The organism is Pseudonocardia sp. Ae717_Ps2, assembly GCF_001932475.1.
GTDB lineage: Bacteria > Actinomycetota > Actinomycetes > Mycobacteriales > Pseudonocardiaceae > Pseudonocardia.
Window position 1 is genome coordinate 1,779,247 of sequence record NZ_MCIS01000001.1, and the last position, 17,764, is coordinate 1,797,010.

Here is a 17,764-nt window from a genome sequence, read left to right on the forward strand (position 1 = left end):
TCACCACGCGGGGCTCGCGGGCGCTCCCGCGGGCGGGAACCATGGGCGCCGTGCCCGATCCCGTGCCCGATCCCGTGTCCGATCTCGGTACCCCCGCCGCCGACCGTGTCGGTGAACTGACCGACCGACTGGCCGCCGTCCGCGAGCGGGTGGCCGCGGCCTGTCGTGCCGCCGGCCGCGACCCCTCCGAGATCGACCTGCTCGCCGTCACCAAGACGATCCCGGCCGTCGACGTGGCCGCGCTGGTGGATCTCGGGCTGGACGCCTTCGCCGAGAACCGCGCGCAGGAGGCCGCGTCCAAGGTGGACGAGGTCGGGGCCCTGCGCCCGGACGCCGCCCCGGACTGGTTCTTCGTCGGCGGGCTGCAGCGGAACAAGGTACGGACGGTGCTCCCGTGGGTGACACGGATCGACTCCGTCGACTCGCCGCGGCTGGCCCGCGCCATCGACAAGGAGGTCGCGAAGGCCCGTGACGCCGGGGCTCGCGGCGGCCCGCTGCCGGTGCTCGTGCAGTACAGCGTGGACGGCGACCCCGACCGCGGCGGCGTCGCCCCGGACGGGCTCGTCGAGCTGACCGACCTGGTCACGGAGCTGCCGGGGCTGGAACTGGCCGGGCTGATGGCCGTCGCGCCGCTGGGCTGGGAGCCCGACGCGGCGTTCGAGCGGATCGCGCAGGCGCACCGGGAGACCGTCGGACGGCACCCCGGGGCCACGGTTCTGTCGGCCGGAATGAGCGGGGACCTGGAGTCGGCGATCGGTCACGGATCGACGGTGGTGCGTGTCGGTACGGCCCTTGTGGGGGATCGGCGGATAGCCTCCGAGTAATCGCTGGTGGGTGTGGGTACTGAGCACGAGGCGGACACCGCGCCGCCGGCGAGACCGTCGCCAGAACGCGGGGTGCGCGTGCGGTTGGGACGCGTACGGAGTCGAGCAGTACTGCGAGGGGACAGCGGATGAGCGCGATGTACCGGCTGAAGGCGTACTTCGGCATGGTCCCGGCCGACGAGATGGACTATGTGGACGAACCGGATCACTACCGGGGCGGCCACGAGCACCACGCCGGCCCGCGCGGTGACCGTTGGTCCGCCGGGGCCGGTCGGTTCGCCGACCAGGCGTCCTACGATGACGACCGCTACGAGCCCGCGGTGCGCTACGAGGACGGATGGGGAGCCCGCCCGGCGCGGGAGACCCTCCGCCCGGCGCGCGCCGTGCGGCAGGATCCACGCGGCGAGCGGGAGACGCTCGGGCTGGTCCCGGAGCGCGGGAGCCTCCCGACACCCCTCGGAGGGGGTGCCGGAGCGGCCGTCCGCGGGGCGCTGGCGATGGACCCGGAGAGCCTCCGGGGCCCGGCACGCGAGGAGCGGAGCGAGCCCGTCGTCGCCCCCGCGCCGGTGCCGGAGCAGCGCGACCGGGCCGCCGCGGGACCGGCGTCGATCACGACGTTGCACCCCCGCAGCTACAACGAGGCCCGCACCATCGGCGAGCGCTACCGCGACGGTGTGCCCGTCATCATGAACCTCACGGATCTGGACGGCGCGGCCGCGAAACGCCTGGTGGACTTCGCCGCAGGCCTTGCGTTCGCCCTGCGCGGGAGCATCGACAAGGTCACCGACCGGGTGTTCCTGCTCACTCCGGCCGACGTCGAAGTGTCCGCGGACGACGCGCGGAGACTCGCCGAGCGCGGAGCTTTCCGACAGGATTGAGTCGTGGCCGTCGCGATCCTGATGTTGATCTACTACATCCTGTTCTTCTTCTGGCTGCTGCTCGCGGCCCGGATCGTCGTCGAGATGGTCCGGTCGTTCGCGCGCCAGTGGCGACCCGCCGGAGTGCCCGCCGTGGCGCTCGAGGTCGTCTTCACCGTGACCGACCCTCCGGTCAAGTTGCTGCGGAGAGTGATCCCCGTGGTCCGTATCGGAGGCGTAGGACTGGACCTGTCGATTATGGTTCTGTTGCTGGTGGTGTTCATCTCGATGAGCGCCGTCAGATCACAGCTCCTGGGATGAGCCCCAGTCACCCGGGAGTGCCGCCGAGGACCGCATGAGGTGATCCGATGCCGCTGACGCCCGCCGACGTTCATAACGTCGCGTTCAGCAAACCCCCGATCGGGAAGCGGGGTTACAACGAGGACGAGGTCGACGCCTTCCTCGATCTGGTCGAGGCCGAACTGGCCCGGCTGATCGGGGAGAACGACGACCTGCGCGACCAGGTCGCGCAGCTGGAGCAGCGCCTCGGCGATGCCGAGGCCGACCTGGAGGAGGCACGGAGCCAGCCGGCTCCGGCGCAGACCCAGGTCATGGCCGCCTCGCCGTCGCCGATGGGCCGTGGTGCGGGTGCTCCCGCTCCGCAGCTGGCCGGTGCCGGACCCGCCGATGCCGACGGCGGTGACCACCACGTGCAGGCCGCCAAGGTCCTGGGCCTCGCCCAGGAGATGGCGGACCGCCTGACCGCGGAGGCCAAGAACGAGGCCGACACGATGCTGTCGGACGCCCGGAACAAGTCCGAGCAGCTCCTGTCGGACGCCCGGACGAAGGCCGACGGCCTGGTCAACGACGCGCGCTCGCGCGCCGAGACCATGCTCAACGACGCCCGCACGCGGGCCGAGACGCTCGAGCGCCAGTCGCGCGAGAAGGCGTCCGGCCTGGTCAGCGAGGCCGAGCGCAAGCAGAACGAGATCATGGGCGCCATCCAGCGCGACAAGTCCGTTCTGGAGAAGAAGATCGACGAGCTCCGGACCTTCGAGCGGGAGTACCGCACCCGCCTGAAGACCTACCTGGAGTCGCAGCTGCGTGACCTGGAGGGTCGCGGTTCCGCTGCCCCGTCGGACGGCACCGGTGCCACCAGGTCGGGCTCGAACGGCGGCTACGCCGCCTCCGGGTACGGCCAGCGGGCCGACACCGGGAGCTGACCGCCCCACGGCGCCGCCCAGGCGCCGGGGACGACCGACGACGACCGGGTAGCGGACAGGTGCCGCTGCCGACCGACGGAGTTCGCCGATGCTGGTGCTGGTCCTGATCCTCGTGGTCATCGCGCTGGTGCTGCTGCTCGCAGGATGGTTCCTGCACGTGGTGGCACTGGCGTGGACATCGGTGGTCATCAGTCTGATCGCGGGCCTGGTGCTCGCCTACGACTGGTGGCAGACCCGTGCCGCGGTGAAGGCCGGTGACCGGGCGGAGGCCGATGCCTCCGGTCGTGGCACCGGTGCCACCGCGGTGCCGGACCAGGCCGACCGGGCCTCGACGGAAGCGGGCCACGGCGCCGACATGGAGTCCGCGACGCAGGTCCTGCCGGTCGTCCGGCCGGACGGTGGCGCGGCCTCGGGTACGCCCGAGGCGGCCCACAATGCGACCGACGAGACCATCCAGATGCCGGTCGTCCGGCCGTCCGGCTCTGCGGAGGGACCGTCCGGCGCATCTCGTTCGGGTGGACTTTCGTCACGCACGGTGACCGATTCGGGGGCCGAGGCCGCGGTCGACCCGAGCGGGGTGGGCTCACACGCGGGTGCCCCGGCGGGCGCGGACGCGTCGGCGGGACCGGACGGGGAGGACGGTGCGGGTCGTGGCGGCGACCCGGCGCGGTCCGGACCCGCCGATCCCGGCACCGCGGAACCGCCCGCCGAGGCAGCGCGGGCGACCGACTCGCGTCCGACCGGATCCGGCGGCGCCGGCACGACGTCGGCCGTGACGGCGGCAGCTGCAGGCGCGGTCGCCGCCGGCACCGCCGCCGCGGCCGGACGTGACACCACGTCGGGTGCCGACCCGGCGGCGCGCTCCGGTGCCCGTGACGGCGCCGACGACCCGGGCTTCGGCTCGGGTACCGGCCCGAGTGGCACCGGTCCGAGCAGCAACGGCCCGGGCAGCAACGGCCCGGGCGCCCCGGCCGCGGCCGGCCCCGACCGCCCGGGCACCACGGACGGCCCGTCCGACGCGACCACCGCGACCCGTGCCCCGGGAGCGGCGGATGCGACGACCGCGAACGCTGTGCCGGGAGCGGCCACCGCGAACGGTGCTCCCGGAGCGGCGGACCCGACCACGGCGGACCGTGCCACGGCAGCGGCGGCCACGGGAGCGGCGGACGCGACCACCGCGACCCGCACCCCCGCAGCGGCCGACGCCACCACGGCGGCCCGCGCCACGGGCGCTCCCGGTGGCCCGGGCGGGGGCACCGACCGTGCCTCCGGCGGACCGGCCGGTGCGAACACCCCGTCCGGTGCGGGCCTTTCCGATTCCGCCGTGCCCGCGGGTGCCGAGGGCACGGGATCGGTCGCGCCGGTCGACGACCCCCGCGGCGGGGCTCCCGCGGGCGCGGCCGCCGGAGCCGGCGCGGACACCGGCGGCGGTCCGGCCGACGTGGGTGGGACCGACGGGGCCGCCGGCGCGGACGGCGACTCCCCGGAGGAGCCGCACGAGCCCACCCTCGCCGCACTCGCCGCGCGCCTGCCCGACGAGGTGCTCGTGATCGACGAGCACCCCCGCTACCACGTGCAGACCTGCCGGGCCCTCACCGGACGCCCGGTGATCCCGCTGCCCGTCAGCGAGGCCGTCGAGCTCGGGTTCACCCCGTGCGGCTGGTGCGCGCCGAACCGGACCCTCGGCGAGCGGCACCCCGCCCAGGCCCGCTGACCAGCGGCGGGGCGCGCCCCGCGGAATAACGGGGTGCGCATCCGCGCTACCCTGGTTCCACAGGCACCGATCCGGCCATCACCGGGGAGCCTCCGGAAGAAACGGCCACGTGATCCACCGGCCGGAGTAGAACCGGACGGGTGCGGCCCGTCATCGCCGTCGAACGAGAGGCTCGTGCACCCGTGCACGGGCAAACGGGGTGGTACCGCGGCCCGGCTCGCCAGAGCCGTCGTCGTCCCCGTGCGAAGCGAGAGCACGCACGAGGAGCGACACACGTGAGCGGCTATCCCGACGTCCCGGCGCACCCGTCGTTCCCGACGCTCGAGCAGGACGTGCTCGCGTCGTGGGACACCGACGAGACGTTCCGCGCCTCGGTCGACCAGCGGCCCGCCGGCGAGAACGGTGCGGACGAGTACGTCTTCTACGACGGCCCGCCCTTCGCCAACGGCCTGCCCCACTACGGCCACCTGCTGACCGGCTACGTCAAGGACGTCGTCCCGCGGTACCGCACCCTGCGCGGCCACCGGGTCGAGCGTCGTTTCGGGTGGGACACCCACGGTCTTCCCGCCGAGGTCGAGACCGAGAACCAGCTCGGCATCAAGCACAAGTCCGAGATCGACGAGATGGGCGTCGCCGCGTTCAACGAGGCGTGCCGCACCTCCGTGCTGCGCTACACCGGCGAGTGGCGCGACTACGTGACCCGCCAGGCCCGCTGGGTCGACTTCGACAACGACTACAAGACCCTCGACCTGGACTACATGGAGTCCGTCATGTGGGCCTTCAAGTCGTTGTGGGACAAGGGCCTGGTCTACTCCGGCTTCCGGGTGCTCTGGTACTGCTGGCGTTGCGAGACGCCGCTGAGCGCCACCGAGACCAAGATGGACGACGTCTACACCGACCGGCAGGATCCGGCCGTCACCGTCGGGCTGCGCCTGTCGACGCCGGGCCGTCCGGAGACCGACGGCGTCCTCGCCCTGGTCTGGACGACCACCCCGTGGACCCTGCCGTCCAACCTCGCGATGGCCGTGCACCCCGACGTCGACTACGTGGTGGTGGAGGCGAACTCCGAGCGCTGGCTGCTCGCGGAGGCCCGGGTCGCCGCGTACGCCCGCGAGCTGGGGGAGGAGCCGCCGGTCCTGGCGCGGGTGAAGGGCTCCGACCTGCTCGGCGCGAGCTACACCCCGCCGTTCGACTTCTTCACCGGCCGCGAGAACGCCCACCGGGTGCTGGCCGCGGACTACGTCACCACCGACGACGGCACCGGGCTGGTCCACATCGCCCCCGCCTTCGGTGAGGAGGACAAGGAGGTCACCGACGCGGCCGGCATCGAGGTCGTCAACCCGGTCGACTCCCGCGGCGAGTTCACCACCGAGGTCCCCCCCTACGCCGGCATCCAGGTCTTCGACGCGAACCCGCAGGTCATCCGCGACCTCAAGGACGGCAACGCACACGCCCAGGGCGTCCTGCTGCGCCACGAGACCTACGACCACCCCTACCCGCACTGCTGGCGCTGCGGCAACGCGCTCATCCAGCGCGCCGTCGACTCCTGGTTCGTGCGTGTCACGCAGTTCCGGGACCGCATGGTCGAGCTCAACCAGCAGATCGACTGGACCCCGGCGCACGTGCGCGACGGGCAGTTCGGCAAGTGGCTGGAGGGTGCCCGCGACTGGGGCATCTCCCGCAACCGCTACTGGGGCAGCCCGATCCCGGTGTGGCAGTCCGACGACCCGCGCTACCCGCGCACCGACGTCTACGGCTCGCTGGAGGAGATCGAGCGCGACTTCGGCGTGCGCCCGACCGACCTGCACCGGCCGTACGTCGACCAGCTGACCCGGCCCAACCCCGACGACCCCACCGGCAACTCGACCATGCGCCGGGTGCCGGAGGTCCTCGACTGCTGGTTCGAGTCCGGCTCGATGCCGTTCGCGCAGGTCCACTACCCGTTCGAGAACCGCGACTGGTTCGAGGACCACTACCCGGGCGACTTCATCGTCGAGTACAACGGCCAGACCCGTGGCTGGTTCTACACGCTGCACGTGCTGGCCACCGCCCTGTTCGACCGGCCCGCGTTCCGCAACTGCGTCGCGCACGGCATCGTCCTGGGCGACGACGGCGCGAAGATGTCCAAGTCGCGCAAGAACTACCCCGACGTCAACGAGGTGTTCGACCGCGACGGCAGCGACGCCATGCGGTGGTTCCTCATGTCGAGCCCGGTCCTGCGCGGCGGCAACCTCGTCGTCACCGAGCAGGGGATCCGCGAGGGCGTCCGCCAGGCGATCCTGCCGCTGTGGAACACCTGGTACTTCCTGTCGCTCTACGCCGGCGACGAGCGCGGCACGTTCCGCACCGACTCACCCCACGTGCTCGACCGGTACGTGCTGGCCAAGACCGCCGACCTCGTCGACGGCGTCACCGCGGCCATGGACGCCTACGACATCGCCGGGGCCTGCGACCGGATCCGCGACCACGCCGAGACCCTCACCAACTGGTACGTCCGCCGGTCCCGTGAGCGGTTCTGGTCCTCCGACGATGCCGTGCGCCGCGACGCCGTCGACACCCTGCACACCGTGCTGGAGGTGACCTGCCGGGTCGCGGCGCCGTTGCTGCCGCTGACCGCCGAGGCGATCTGGCGTGGGCTCACCGGGGGGCGGTCGGTGCACCTGACCGACTGGCCCGGGGGCTCCGACCCGTCGGTCTCGCACCGCCGGGCCGGTGCCGGGCTGCCGCACGACGCCGACCTCGTCGCCGGGATGGACCGGATCCGGCAGGTCGCGAGCGCGGCGCTGTCGCTGCGCAAGTCGGCGAAGGTCCGGGTGCGCCAGCCGCTGCCCGCGCTCACCGTCGCGGCGACCGACGCCAAGGCGCTGGAGGACTTCACCGGGCTGCTCGCCGACGAGGTCAACGTCCGCTCGGTCGAGCTGACCGAGGACGTCGCCACCCACGGTCGGTTCGAGGTCGCCGTCAACGCCCGGGTCGCCGGCCCGCGCCTGGGCAAGGACGTCCAGACCTGCATCCGCGCGGTCAAGGCGGGGGAGTGGACCCAGGAGGGCGACACCGTCGTCGCCGCCGGCATCACGCTGCAGCCGGGCGAGTTCACCGAGAAGCTCGTCGCCGCCGACCCGGAGCGCACCCAGGCCCTGCCCGGGAACGCGGGGCTCGTCGTCCTCGACACCACGGTGACGCCGGAGCTGGCGGCGGAGGGCACCGCCCGCGACGTCGTGCGCGTCGTGCAGCAGGCCCGCCGCGACGCCGGCCTCGACGTGTCCGACCGGATCGCGCTGACCCTCGACGGGCCCGACGCGGTGCTCGACGCCGTCCGGACCCACGAGGCGTTCGTCGCCGGTGAGGTGCTGGCGACCTCGGTCGCCTACGGCCCCACCGGGGCCGGCGCGTCGAGCGGGCAGGTCGTCGGTCCCGACGGCGCGTCGGTCACGCTGTCGGCCGCGGTCGCCCGCGCCTGACCGGCCCGGCGCCGACCACCGCTCACCGGCGGGGCGTCCCCGCGGGACGGACGCGGTGGTCGGCGCCGGGATCCCGGGCGCCCCGGGCGTCGCCGGGATCTCCGGAACCACCGGTCCGGGGTGCCGGCCCCACCGGGCCCTATCCTCACCCCCATGGGTGACGCGGCGGAACGGTGGCGAGAACGCCAGACCGCCCGCGGGATCCCCGACCACGTCCTCCGCCGGGCCCCCGCCGACCCGTGGACCCACGACCCCGCCGACTTCACCCCGCCCGCCCGACCTGCCGACACGCCGTCGCACCGGGCCGCACGGGCGATCGCCGAGCGCGCCGCCGCGTGGACCTGCGCCGGGGCGAGCGTGCTCGACGTCGGCTGCGGCGGCGGGGACGCCGCGTTCGGCGCGGCGTGGCCGGAGCCGTCGCCGGTGGCCCGGGTGGTCGGCGTCGACCGGCAGGCCGACATGCTCGCGGTGTTCGCCGAGGCCGCCCGCGCCCGGGGACTGCCGCACGCCACCGTGCACGGCAGCTGGCCCGAGGCGGCCGGGGACGCCGGGCGGCACGACGTCGTCGTCTGCCACCACGTGCTGCACAACGTCGTCGACCTGCCCCCGTTCCTCGCCGCGCTGACCGGTGCCGTCCGCACCCGGGGCGGGATCGGCGGTGTCGTGGTCGAGATGCTGACCGAGCACCCGCTGGCCTGGCTGGACCCGCTGTGGGAGCGCTTCCACGACGTGGTCCGGCCGCCGTCGGCCACCCATGACGACGCCGTCGCGGTGCTGCGCGAGCAGCAGGGCGTCGACCCGGAGGTCCTGACCTGGACCCGCACGGCACGCCTGCCGCACGACGCCGCCTGGGTCACCCGCAGGCTCTGCCTGCCCGCCGACCGTGTCGAGGAGGTCGCCGCCGCGCTGGTGGACCTCCCGCCGCGACGCACCGACGCCGTCACGCTGACCTGGTCGCCCTGAGCAGGGGGCCCCGGTGAGCCTGGAACTGCTGCTCGGCATCTCCGCGGGGGTGCTGCTGCTCGGCGTGCTCGCGGTGCGGGTGTCGGTGCGGCTCGGCCTGCCGTCGCTGCTGCTCTACCTGGGCATCGGGGTGCTGCTCGGCGAGTCCGTGCTCGGTATCCGGTTCGACGACACCGGCCTCACCGAGTCCCTCGGCCTCACCGCGCTCGTGCTGATCCTCACCGAGGGCGGGCTCACCACCCGCTGGTCGGCGGTGCGGCCCGCGCTCGGGCTCGGGCTGCTGCTGTCGACGCTGTCGGTGCTGGTGTCGATCGCCGTCACGGGCGGGCTGCTGCACCTGCTGCTCGACCTGGAATGGCGCACCGCGCTGCTGTGGGGCGCGGTGCTGTCCTCCACCGACGCCGCCGCGGTGTTCTCCGTGCTGCGCGGCGTCGCCGTCCCGCAACGCCTGGCCGGGACCCTGGAGCTCGAGTCCGGCATGAACGACGCGCCGGTGGTGATCGCCGTCGTCGTCCTGGCCGGGACCGAGGCCATCAGCTGGACGACGCCGCTGCTGATCGTCTACGAGCTCGTCGGCGGCGCCGTCATCGGTGTGCTGCTCGGGCTGGGCGCGGCCTGGGGACTGCGCCGCGCCGCGCTGCCCTCGACCGGCCTGTACCCGCTCGCGGCGATCGCGTCCTGCCTGCTCGCCTTCGCCGCCGGGCAGGGGGTGCACGCCTCCGGGCTGCTCGCCACCTACTGCGCCGCGCTGGTGCTGGGCAACTCCCGGCTCCCGCACCGCGGCGGCGTCGTCTCCTTCGCCGAGGGCACCGGCTGGATCGCCCAGATCGGGCTGTTCGTGCTGCTCGGCCTGTACGCGGTGCCCGCGCGGCTGCCCGCCGCCGTGGTGCCCGCGCTGATCTGCGCCGCCGTCGTCCTGCTCGCCGCGCGGCCGCTGTCGGTGGCCGCCGCCGCCCTGCCGTTCCGGGTGCCCTGGCGGGAGCAGGCGTTCCTGTCCTGGGCGGGGCTGCGTGGTGCCGTGCCGATCGTGCTCGCCCTCATCGCGGTCACCGAGGGCGGCGGGCAGAACCAACGGCTGGTCGACGTCGTGTTCGTGCTGGTCGTGCTGCTCACCCTGGTCCAGGGCACCACTCTGCCCTGGGTGGCGCGGCTGCTCGGGGTGGTCTCGCGCACCGACACCCGCGGCGTCGAGGTCGACGCCGCCCCGCTCGACGAGGTCGACGCCGAGCTCCTGCAGGTCAAGGTGCCCCCCGGTTCCCGGCTGCACGGCGTCTACCTGCGCGAGCTGCGGCTGCCCCGCGGAGCCACGGTCAGCCTGGTCGTGCGGGACGCCGAGGCGTTCTCCCCGGGCACCGACACCCGGCTGCGCGAGGGCGACCAGTTCCTCGTCGTCAGCACCCGGGACAACCGGGAGGACACCGAGAAGCGGATCCGCGACGTCGACCGCGGCGGCAAGCTGGTCCGCTGGCACGAGGGCGGGGGCCGGCCGGGCGAGCGGGCCGGTTGACCGGCCGGTCGGAGGTGTCGGGGCGACCCGCATAATCACGGGTGTGAGTGCCGACCCCCCACCCCCCACCGTGCCGATCGACCCCGCCGTACGACGGCGCGGTGTGGCGCTGTTGGCGGGCATCGCCGCGGTGTGGCTGGCGCTCGACCTCGTCACCAAGATCGCCGCCGTCGCCGCGCTGGAGGGGGAACGGCCGGTCACCGTGATCGACGGGTTCTTCTACCTCACGCTGCTGCGCAACCCGGGCGCCGCCTGGTCCATGGCCACCGGCTACACCTGGGTGCTGACGATCGTCGCCGTGGTCGTCGTCGGCGTGATCATCCGGATCGCGCGGCGGCTCGCCTCGACCGGGTGGGCCATCGGTCTCGGCCTGGTCCTCGGCGGCGCGCTCGGCAACCTGGTCGACCGGTTCTTCCGCGCACCCGGACCGATGCGCGGGCACGTCGTGGACATGCTGGCCTTCTTCTCCCCGGACGGGAGCGTCTTCCCCGTGTTCAACCTCGCCGACACCGGCATCGTGTGCGGCGGGATCCTGCTGGTGCTGATGGCCGTGCGGGGCATCGAGATCGACGGGAGTCGCGACCGTGGGTGAGGTACGGAGCATGCCGGTGCCCGACGGGTTGGACGGCATGCGCATCGACGCCGGGCTGTCCCGGCTGCTGGGGCTGTCGCGGACCGTCGTCGCCACCCTGGCCGAGTCGGGCCGGATCTCGGTCGACGGTCGTGAGGCCGGCAAGTCCGACCGGCTGCCGGGTGGGTCCTGGCTGGAGGTCGAGCTGCCCGACGCGCCCGCGCCCGCGGTCATCGAGGGCCCGGCCGAGGTCGTCGCGGGCCTGACGGTGCTGCACTCCGACGACGACATCGTCGTCGTCGACAAGCCGGTCGGGGTCGCCGCGCACCCCTCCCCGGGCTGGACCGGGCCGACCGTCACCGGCGGGCTCGCCGCGCTCGGGTTCCGGCTGTCCACCTCCGGCGCCGCCGAGCGGCAGGGCATCGTGCACCGGCTCGACGTCGGCACCACCGGGGTGATGGTCGTCGCCACCTCCGAGCACGCCTACACCGAGCTCAAGCGGGCCTTCAAGGAACGCACCGTCGACAAGCGCTACCACGCCGTCGTGCAGGGGCACCCGGACCCCTCGTCGGGCACGATCGACGCCCCGATCGACCGGCACCCGCGCCACGACTACCGGTTCGCGGTGATGCAGAGCGGCAAGCCCAGCGTCACCCACTACGACACCATCGAGGCGTTCCGCTCGGCCAGCCTGCTCGACGTGCACCTGGAGACCGGCCGCACCCACCAGATCCGGGTGCACTTCTCCGCGCTGCGCCACCCCTGCGTCGGCGACATCACCTACGGCGCCGACCCGACGCTGGCCAAGCGGGTCGGGCTGTCCCGGCAGTGGCTGCACGCCCGCACACTCGGGTTCGCCCACCCCGCCGACGGCCGGCACGTCGAGTTCACCAGCCCCTACCCGGCCGACCTCGACGCGGCGCTGGACGTCCTGCGGGACTGACGCGTGACCGGTCTGAGCACCCGGGCGCTGGGGTGGATCGCCGCGGCGATGGCGGTGGTGTTCCTCGGTGCCGTCTGGGCGGCCGGGTCCGGGCCGTCGGCCGGGCCCCCGGCGGCGACCGGGTCGGTGCGGCTGGGCCCCGACCCCGGCCAGGACGTCGCCGGCTACCTCGCCGGGCTGCCCGCGACCCTGCCCCCGCCCGGACCCGCGGTGCCCGCGCTCGTCCAGTTCGCCCGGCCGCTGACGGTCGACGCCGCGGCCGCGGTGCCCGCCGGGGTCGGCCCGGTCGGGACCGCGGTGTTCCGGGTGCCGATCGACCGGGTGCAGACCGCGCTGCGGTTCGAGCCGGTCACCGGCACCGGGGACGCCGCCGGCGCGCTCGGCGTCGCCCGCGAGCGGGCCGCGTACGGCGCCGGTGCCGACGCCGACCGGGCCGCCCACGACGGCGGGGGAGCGGGCACCCCGGAGGCCCGCGCCGCGCTCGCCCGGCGGGCCGCGGTGGCCGCCGCCGAGGGCCGCGCCCTCGGCGACCCGGGCTGCGCCTGCGTGGTCGCGCTGGTCGTGACCGCGGACCGGGCCGGGCTCGAGGCGCTCGCCGCGCGCCAGGGGGTGCGCGCCGTGCAGGCCGCACCGCCCGGGACCACCGCACCGGAGCTGGCGCTGTCGCCGCTGCTGCCCGAGCAGACCACCAGCGCGAGCCCACCCCCCGACGACGGCCCCGTCCCCTGAGCAGTCCTCCCGGTCCACCCACCGCCGCGAGCCGCCGGTGACGACGGTGGCCCGGCGCCGCCGCGGCCACCGGCTGCCCGGTCATGATCGCCACGACCGAGCCGATCGGTGCCGGATCCGGCACCCATCGCTGCATCGGTGGTGATCATGCGGTGCCCGGGCCCTGAGCCGCGGTCCCGCCCGCGATCTGCCCGGGCCCGGCTCGTCCGCCTCCCGCGCACGCACGTCCGGTCATGATCGCCACGGCCGAGCCGATCGGTGCCGAATCCGGCACCGATCACCTCACCGGTGGTGATCACGGCGCCGGCTCCCGAGGGGGGGTGCCGCCGGCCGGGCAGGAGGGTGCCGCACCCCTGCGGAGCACGGGCAGGCGGCCCGGTCAGCCGAGCACGCCGCGCTCGCGCAGCACCCGGACGGCCCGGGCGGCGCCCTCCCAGTGATGGGCGTCCCAGCCGTGCGCGACGGCGGCGCGGACGTTGTCGACCCGGTCGTCGAAGAACACCACCTGCTCCGGCGCGGTCCCGAACTCGACGTCGGCGCGTCGGTAGATGTCCTGCGACGGCTTCGCGGTCCCGACGTCGGCGGAGAACAGCAGCCGGTCGAACGGGCTGCTCCAGGCCGCCGCACGCACCGCGGCCGCGAGCCCGCGCGGGGCGTTCGACAGCACCGCCAGGCGCACCCGGGCCCGGGCGAGGTCGGCGATCAGCAGCGACGACGACGGCGGCAGCGTCGACCAGAAGGTCACGTCGACCCGTTCGGCGGCGTCGAGCCGGGTCCGCTCGGGCGCCAGGCCCAGCTCGGTGCAGACGGCGGTCCAGTAGCGGTCCGGCGGCTCGCCCAGGTCGTGCCGGGCCCGGTGGCGCCAGTACGCCTCGCGCAGGGCCGGCTCGGACACCCCGAGCACCGCGGCCAGGCGGCGTTCGAGCCCCGCGGAGGGGACGAGCACCTCACCGAGGTCGAACACGACCGTCCTCGGCATCGGCTGCAGTGTCGTCGGCGTCTGCGGCGGCTCGGGGGTGGCGGGCATCGTGGCCCGACCCTAACCCGCCACCGGGGGTCCGCGACACGCCGTCGTCCGGGGTGGACGGGGGGTGAGCTGGAGCGACACGCGGGGCCCGATCGTGCCCGCCCGCCGTCGCCGGAACCGTCGGACCCCACCGTTACGCTGAGGCCCTCACCGATCCGGTCGGTCCGGACCCGCAGGGTCCACCGGCTCCGGCGAGCGGGCCCCGCCAGGCCCGCACACCCGGCGCCGTCGTCCCTGCCCGGCCGTGCCGCCGGCCCGGTGCCGGGCACGTCCGCCCCGACGGGCGTGCGCACATCGTCAGGTCCGCGCCGTCCCAGCGGCGCGGGAGAGGAGCGCGGGACACACATGGGCAGTGCCGGATCCGGGAATCGCTCCTTCGTCCATCTGCACACGCACACCGAGTTCTCGATGCTCGACGGGGCCGCGCGGCTCGACGACCTGTTCTCCGAGGCCGCCAAGCACGAGATGCCGGCCATCGCGATGACCGACCACGGCAACGTGTACGGCGCCTTCGAGTTCTGGCGCAAGGCGAAGGCGCACGACGTCAAGCCGATCATCGGCATGGAGGGCTACCTCGCGCCCGGGTCGCGCCACGAGCGCAAGCGCACCGCGCTGGGGAACGGCAGCGAGAACAACCCCGACCTCATGTACACCCACATGACGCTGCTCGCGGAGAACACGGAGGGGATGCACAACCTCTTCCGGCTCTCCTCGCTGGCCAGCCTCGAGGGGTACTACTACAAGCCGCGTATGGACCGCGAGCTGCTCGAGAAGTACGGCAAGGGCCTGATCGCGACGACCGGCTGCCCGTCCGGCGAGGTCGCCCGCCTGCTCCAGCAGCACGACTTCGACGGCGCCTGCCAGGCCGCGAGCGACTACCGGGACATCTTCGGGAAGGACAACTTCTTCCTGGAGCTGATGGACCACGGCATCGAGATCGAGAAGCGGGTCCAGGAGGACCTGTTCCGGCTCAAGGACAAGCTCGACCTGCCCGGCCTCGCGACGAACGACCTGCACTACACCTACCCGGACGACACCAAGGCGCACGAGGTGCTCCTGTGCGTCCAGACCGGCAAGACCCTCGCGGACCCGAACCGGTTCAAGTTCGACGCGCAGGACTTCTACCTCAAGTCCGCCGCCGAGATGCGCGCCCTCTGGGACCCGATCCACCCCGAGGCCTGTGACAACACGCTGCTCGTCGCCGAGCGCTGCAACATCGACTTCACCACCGGCCAGGACCTCCAGCCCAAGGCGCCCGTCCCCGAGGGAGAGACCGAGGAGTCCTGGCTGATCAAGGAGGTCGAGCGGGGGCTGCACATGCGGTTCCCCGACGGCGTCACCGAGAAGTACCGGCGGCAGGCCAACTACGAGGTCGGCGTCATCATCAAGATGGGCTACCCCGGCTACTTCCTGGTGACCGCGGACCTCATCCAGCACGCCAAGTCGGTCGGCATCCGCTGCGGCCCCGGCCGTGGCTCGGCGGCGGGCTCGCTGGTCGCCTACGTCCTCGGCATCACCGACCTCGACCCGATCCGGCACAAGCTGATCTTCGAGCGGTTCCTCAACCCGGACCGTGTGTCGATGCCCGACATCGACATGGACTTCGACGAGCGCCGCCGCGGCGAGATGATCCGCTACGTCACCGAGAAGTACGGCGAGGACCGGATCGCGCAGATCATCACCTACTCCACGATCAAGGCGAAGGCCGCGATCAAGGACTCGGCGCGGGTGCTCTACGGCCAGCCCGGCTACTCCGTCGCGGACCGGATCTCCAAGGCGATGCCGCCCGCGGTGATGGGCAAGGACATCCCGCTGTCGGGCATCTTCGACCCGTCGCACAAGCGCTACTCCGAGGCGACCGAGGTCCGCGCCCTCTACGAGGCGGACCCGCAGGTCAAGGAGATCATCGACACCGCGCGGGGCCTGGAGGGGCTGAAGCGGCAGTGGGGTGTGCACGCCGCGGGCGTGATCATGTCCTCGACGCCGCTGATCGACGTCATCCCGATCCAGCGCCGCGAGTCCGACGGCGCGATCATCACCCAGTTCGACATGGGTGTCTGCGAGACCATCGGTCTGCTGAAGATGGACTTCCTGGGGCTGCGCAACCTCACCATCCTCGACGACGCCCTGGAGAACATCGAGCTCAACGGCAAGCCCGCCGTCGACCTGGACAAGGTCGAGCTGGACGACCGCAAGACCTACGAGCTGCTCTCCCGCGGGGACACCCTGGGTGTGTTCCAGCTCGACGGTGGCCCGATGCGGGACCTGCTGCGGCGCATGGCGCCCAGCGAGTTCGAGCACATCTCCGCGGTCGGCGCGCTGTACCGCCCGGGCCCGATGGGTGCGAACGCGCACAACGACTACGCCGACCGCAAGAACGGCCGGCAGGAGATCACGCCCATCCACCCGGAGCTGGCCGAGCCGCTCAAGGACGTGCTGGGTGAGACCTTCGGTCTGATCGTCTACCAGGAACAGGTCATGTCCATCGCGCAGGTGCTGGCGGGCTACACACTCGGCCAGGCGGACCTGCTCCGCCGCGCGATGGGCAAGAAGAAGAAGGAGATCCTGGACAAGGAGTACGCCGGCTTCGCCCAGGGCATGAAGGACAACGGCTACTCCGACGCCGCGATCAAGACGCTCTGGGACATCCTGCTCCCGTTCTCCGACTACGCCTTCAACCGCGCCCACTCCGCCGCCTACGGCGTGGTGTCCTACTGGACGGCCTACCTCAAGGCGAACTACCCGGCCGAGTACATGGCCGGCGTGCTCACCTCGGTGCGCGACGACAAGGACAAGGCCGCCGTCTACCTGGCCGAGTGCCGCCGGATGGGCATCACGGTCCTCCCGCCCGACGTCAACGACTCGGTGCGCAACTTCGCCCCGGTCGGCGACGACATCCGCTTCGGCCTCGGCGGCATCCGCAACGTCGGGCACAACGTCGTCGACGCGATCGTCGCCGCACGACGGGAGAAGGGGAACTTCGTCGACTTCTCCGACTTCCTGCGCAAGGTCGACGCGGTCGTCTGCAACAAGAAGGTCGTCGAGTCGCTGATCAAGGCGGGAGCCTTCGACTCGCTCGGGCACTCCCGCAAGGGCCTGCTGCTCGTGCACGCCGACGCCATCGACGCGGTGATGAGCACCAAGAAGGCCGCCTCGATGGGCCAGTTCGACCTGTTCGGGTCCCTGGACGGCCCCGGCGAGGGCGATGACGGCGGCCTCGGTGGCATCTTCGACGTGAAGGTGCCCGACGAGGAGTGGGACTCCAAGCACAAGCTCGCCGTCGAGCGGGAGATGCTCGGCCTCTACGTGTCCGGGCACCCGCTGCAGGGGCTCGAGCAGGCGCTCGCCGCGAAGTCCGACACCTCGATCGCCGACATCGTCGAGGGCTCGGTCGCCGAGGGCGCGCAGGTCACCGTCGGCGGCATCCTCGCCAACGTCAACCGCCGGGTGAACAAGAACGGCGAGCCCTGGGCCTCGGCGCAGATCGAGGACCTCGCCGGTGGCATCGAGGTGCTGTTCTTCCCGCGGGCCTACCAGGTGGTCGGCGTCGACGTCGCCGAGGACGCGATCGTGCTGGTCAAGGCGCGGGTCAACAAGCGCGACGACCGCGTGTCGCTGATCGCGAACGACCTCGCGGTGCCCGAGCTCGCCACCGGTGAGGCCGGACTGCCGATCAAGGTCAGTCTGCGCACCGACCAGTGCACCCCCGAGCGCGTCGCGAAGCTCAAGGAGGTGCTGACCCACCACCCCGGCACCTCCGAGGTGCACCTGACCCTGGTCTACGGCAGCAAGATGACCGCCCTGCGGCTGGACGACTCGCTCAAGGTCACGCACACCTCGGCCCTGATGGGGGACCTGAAGGCCCTGCTCGGCCCCGGCTGCCTCGGCGGCTGACCAGCCACACCTCTCAGCCGGCGTCCACACCCGTTGCAACGGGTGTGGGTA

13 protein-coding genes are annotated in these 17,764 nt (G+C 73.2%); 12 read left to right on the top strand and 1 reads right to left on the bottom strand.

Annotation, left to right across the window (positions count from 1 at the left end; translation table 11 throughout):
- The first annotated feature begins 41 nt into the window (after window positions 1-41).
- From Ae717Ps2_RS08540 to Ae717Ps2_RS36035, 11 genes are all read left to right on the top strand, one after another.
- Window positions 42-824 (top strand): YggS family pyridoxal phosphate-dependent enzyme, encoded by a 783-nt coding sequence (locus tag Ae717Ps2_RS08540; RefSeq protein WP_083696093.1) that lies wholly within the window; start codon window positions 42-44, stop codon window positions 822-824.
- 128 nt (window positions 825-952) lie between these two features.
- Entirely contained in the window at window positions 953-1,702 is a 750-nt protein-coding gene (locus tag Ae717Ps2_RS08545) for a cell division protein SepF (RefSeq protein WP_064485438.1), read from the top strand.
- 21 nt (window positions 1,703-1,723) lie between these two features.
- The gene (locus Ae717Ps2_RS08550; protein WP_043278632.1) at window positions 1,724-2,002 is read left to right on the top strand and encodes a YggT family protein; all 279 of its coding nucleotides are present in this window, start codon (window positions 1,724-1,726) and stop codon (window positions 2,000-2,002) included.
- Between the two features lie 47 nt (window positions 2,003-2,049).
- Window positions 2,050-2,904 carry a DivIVA domain-containing protein gene (locus Ae717Ps2_RS08555; RefSeq protein ID WP_020624184.1) on the top strand — a complete coding sequence of 285 codons (855 nt, stop codon included), beginning with the start codon at window positions 2,050-2,052 and terminating at the stop codon, window positions 2,902-2,904.
- 88 nt (window positions 2,905-2,992) lie between these two features.
- Complete coding sequence (locus Ae717Ps2_RS08560; protein WP_075305635.1) at window positions 2,993-4,618, top strand: hypothetical protein; 1,626 nt, start codon at window positions 2,993-2,995, stop codon at window positions 4,616-4,618.
- A 275-nt stretch (window positions 4,619-4,893) separates the two neighbouring features.
- Entirely contained in the window at window positions 4,894-8,079 is a 3,186-nt protein-coding gene (gene ileS / locus Ae717Ps2_RS08565; protein WP_075305636.1) for an isoleucine--tRNA ligase, read from the top strand.
- A gap of 153 nt (window positions 8,080-8,232) precedes the next feature.
- Window positions 8,233-9,042, top strand: a complete 810-nt coding sequence (locus Ae717Ps2_RS08570) for a bifunctional 2-polyprenyl-6-hydroxyphenol methylase/3-demethylubiquinol 3-O-methyltransferase UbiG (RefSeq protein ID WP_075305637.1) — start codon at window positions 8,233-8,235, stop codon at window positions 9,040-9,042.
- A 13-nt stretch (window positions 9,043-9,055) separates the two neighbouring features.
- Window positions 9,056-10,549, top strand: coding sequence for a potassium/proton antiporter (locus tag Ae717Ps2_RS08575; protein WP_075305638.1), 1,494 nt, complete (start codon window positions 9,056-9,058; stop codon window positions 10,547-10,549).
- Between the two features lie 43 nt (window positions 10,550-10,592).
- Window positions 10,593-11,141 carry a signal peptidase II gene (lspA, locus tag Ae717Ps2_RS08580; protein ID WP_075305639.1) on the top strand — a complete coding sequence of 183 codons (549 nt, stop codon included), beginning with the start codon at window positions 10,593-10,595 and terminating at the stop codon, window positions 11,139-11,141.
- A gap of 10 nt (window positions 11,142-11,151) precedes the next feature.
- Entirely contained in the window at window positions 11,152-12,063 is a 912-nt protein-coding gene (locus Ae717Ps2_RS08585; RefSeq protein WP_060714737.1) for an RluA family pseudouridine synthase, read from the top strand.
- A gap of 3 nt (window positions 12,064-12,066) precedes the next feature.
- Window positions 12,067-12,792 carry a hypothetical protein gene (locus Ae717Ps2_RS36035; RefSeq protein ID WP_139318680.1) on the top strand — a complete coding sequence of 242 codons (726 nt, stop codon included), beginning with the start codon at window positions 12,067-12,069 and terminating at the stop codon, window positions 12,790-12,792.
- Between the two features lie 379 nt (window positions 12,793-13,171).
- On the opposite strand, the gene Ae717Ps2_RS08595 is transcribed toward Ae717Ps2_RS36035, so the two are convergent.
- Window positions 13,172-13,819 carry an HAD-IA family hydrolase gene (locus Ae717Ps2_RS08595; protein ID WP_083696088.1) on the bottom strand — a complete coding sequence of 216 codons (648 nt, stop codon included), beginning with the start codon at window positions 13,817-13,819 and terminating at the stop codon, window positions 13,172-13,174.
- Between the two features lie 345 nt (window positions 13,820-14,164).
- Here Ae717Ps2_RS08595 and dnaE point away from each other — a divergent pair, with 345 nt between their 5' ends.
- A complete protein-coding gene (dnaE, locus tag Ae717Ps2_RS08600; protein ID WP_020623479.1) occupies window positions 14,165-17,713 on the top strand; it encodes a DNA polymerase III subunit alpha in 3,549 nt (1,182 codons plus the stop codon).
- The last annotated feature ends 51 nt before the right edge of the window (window positions 17,714-17,764 follow it).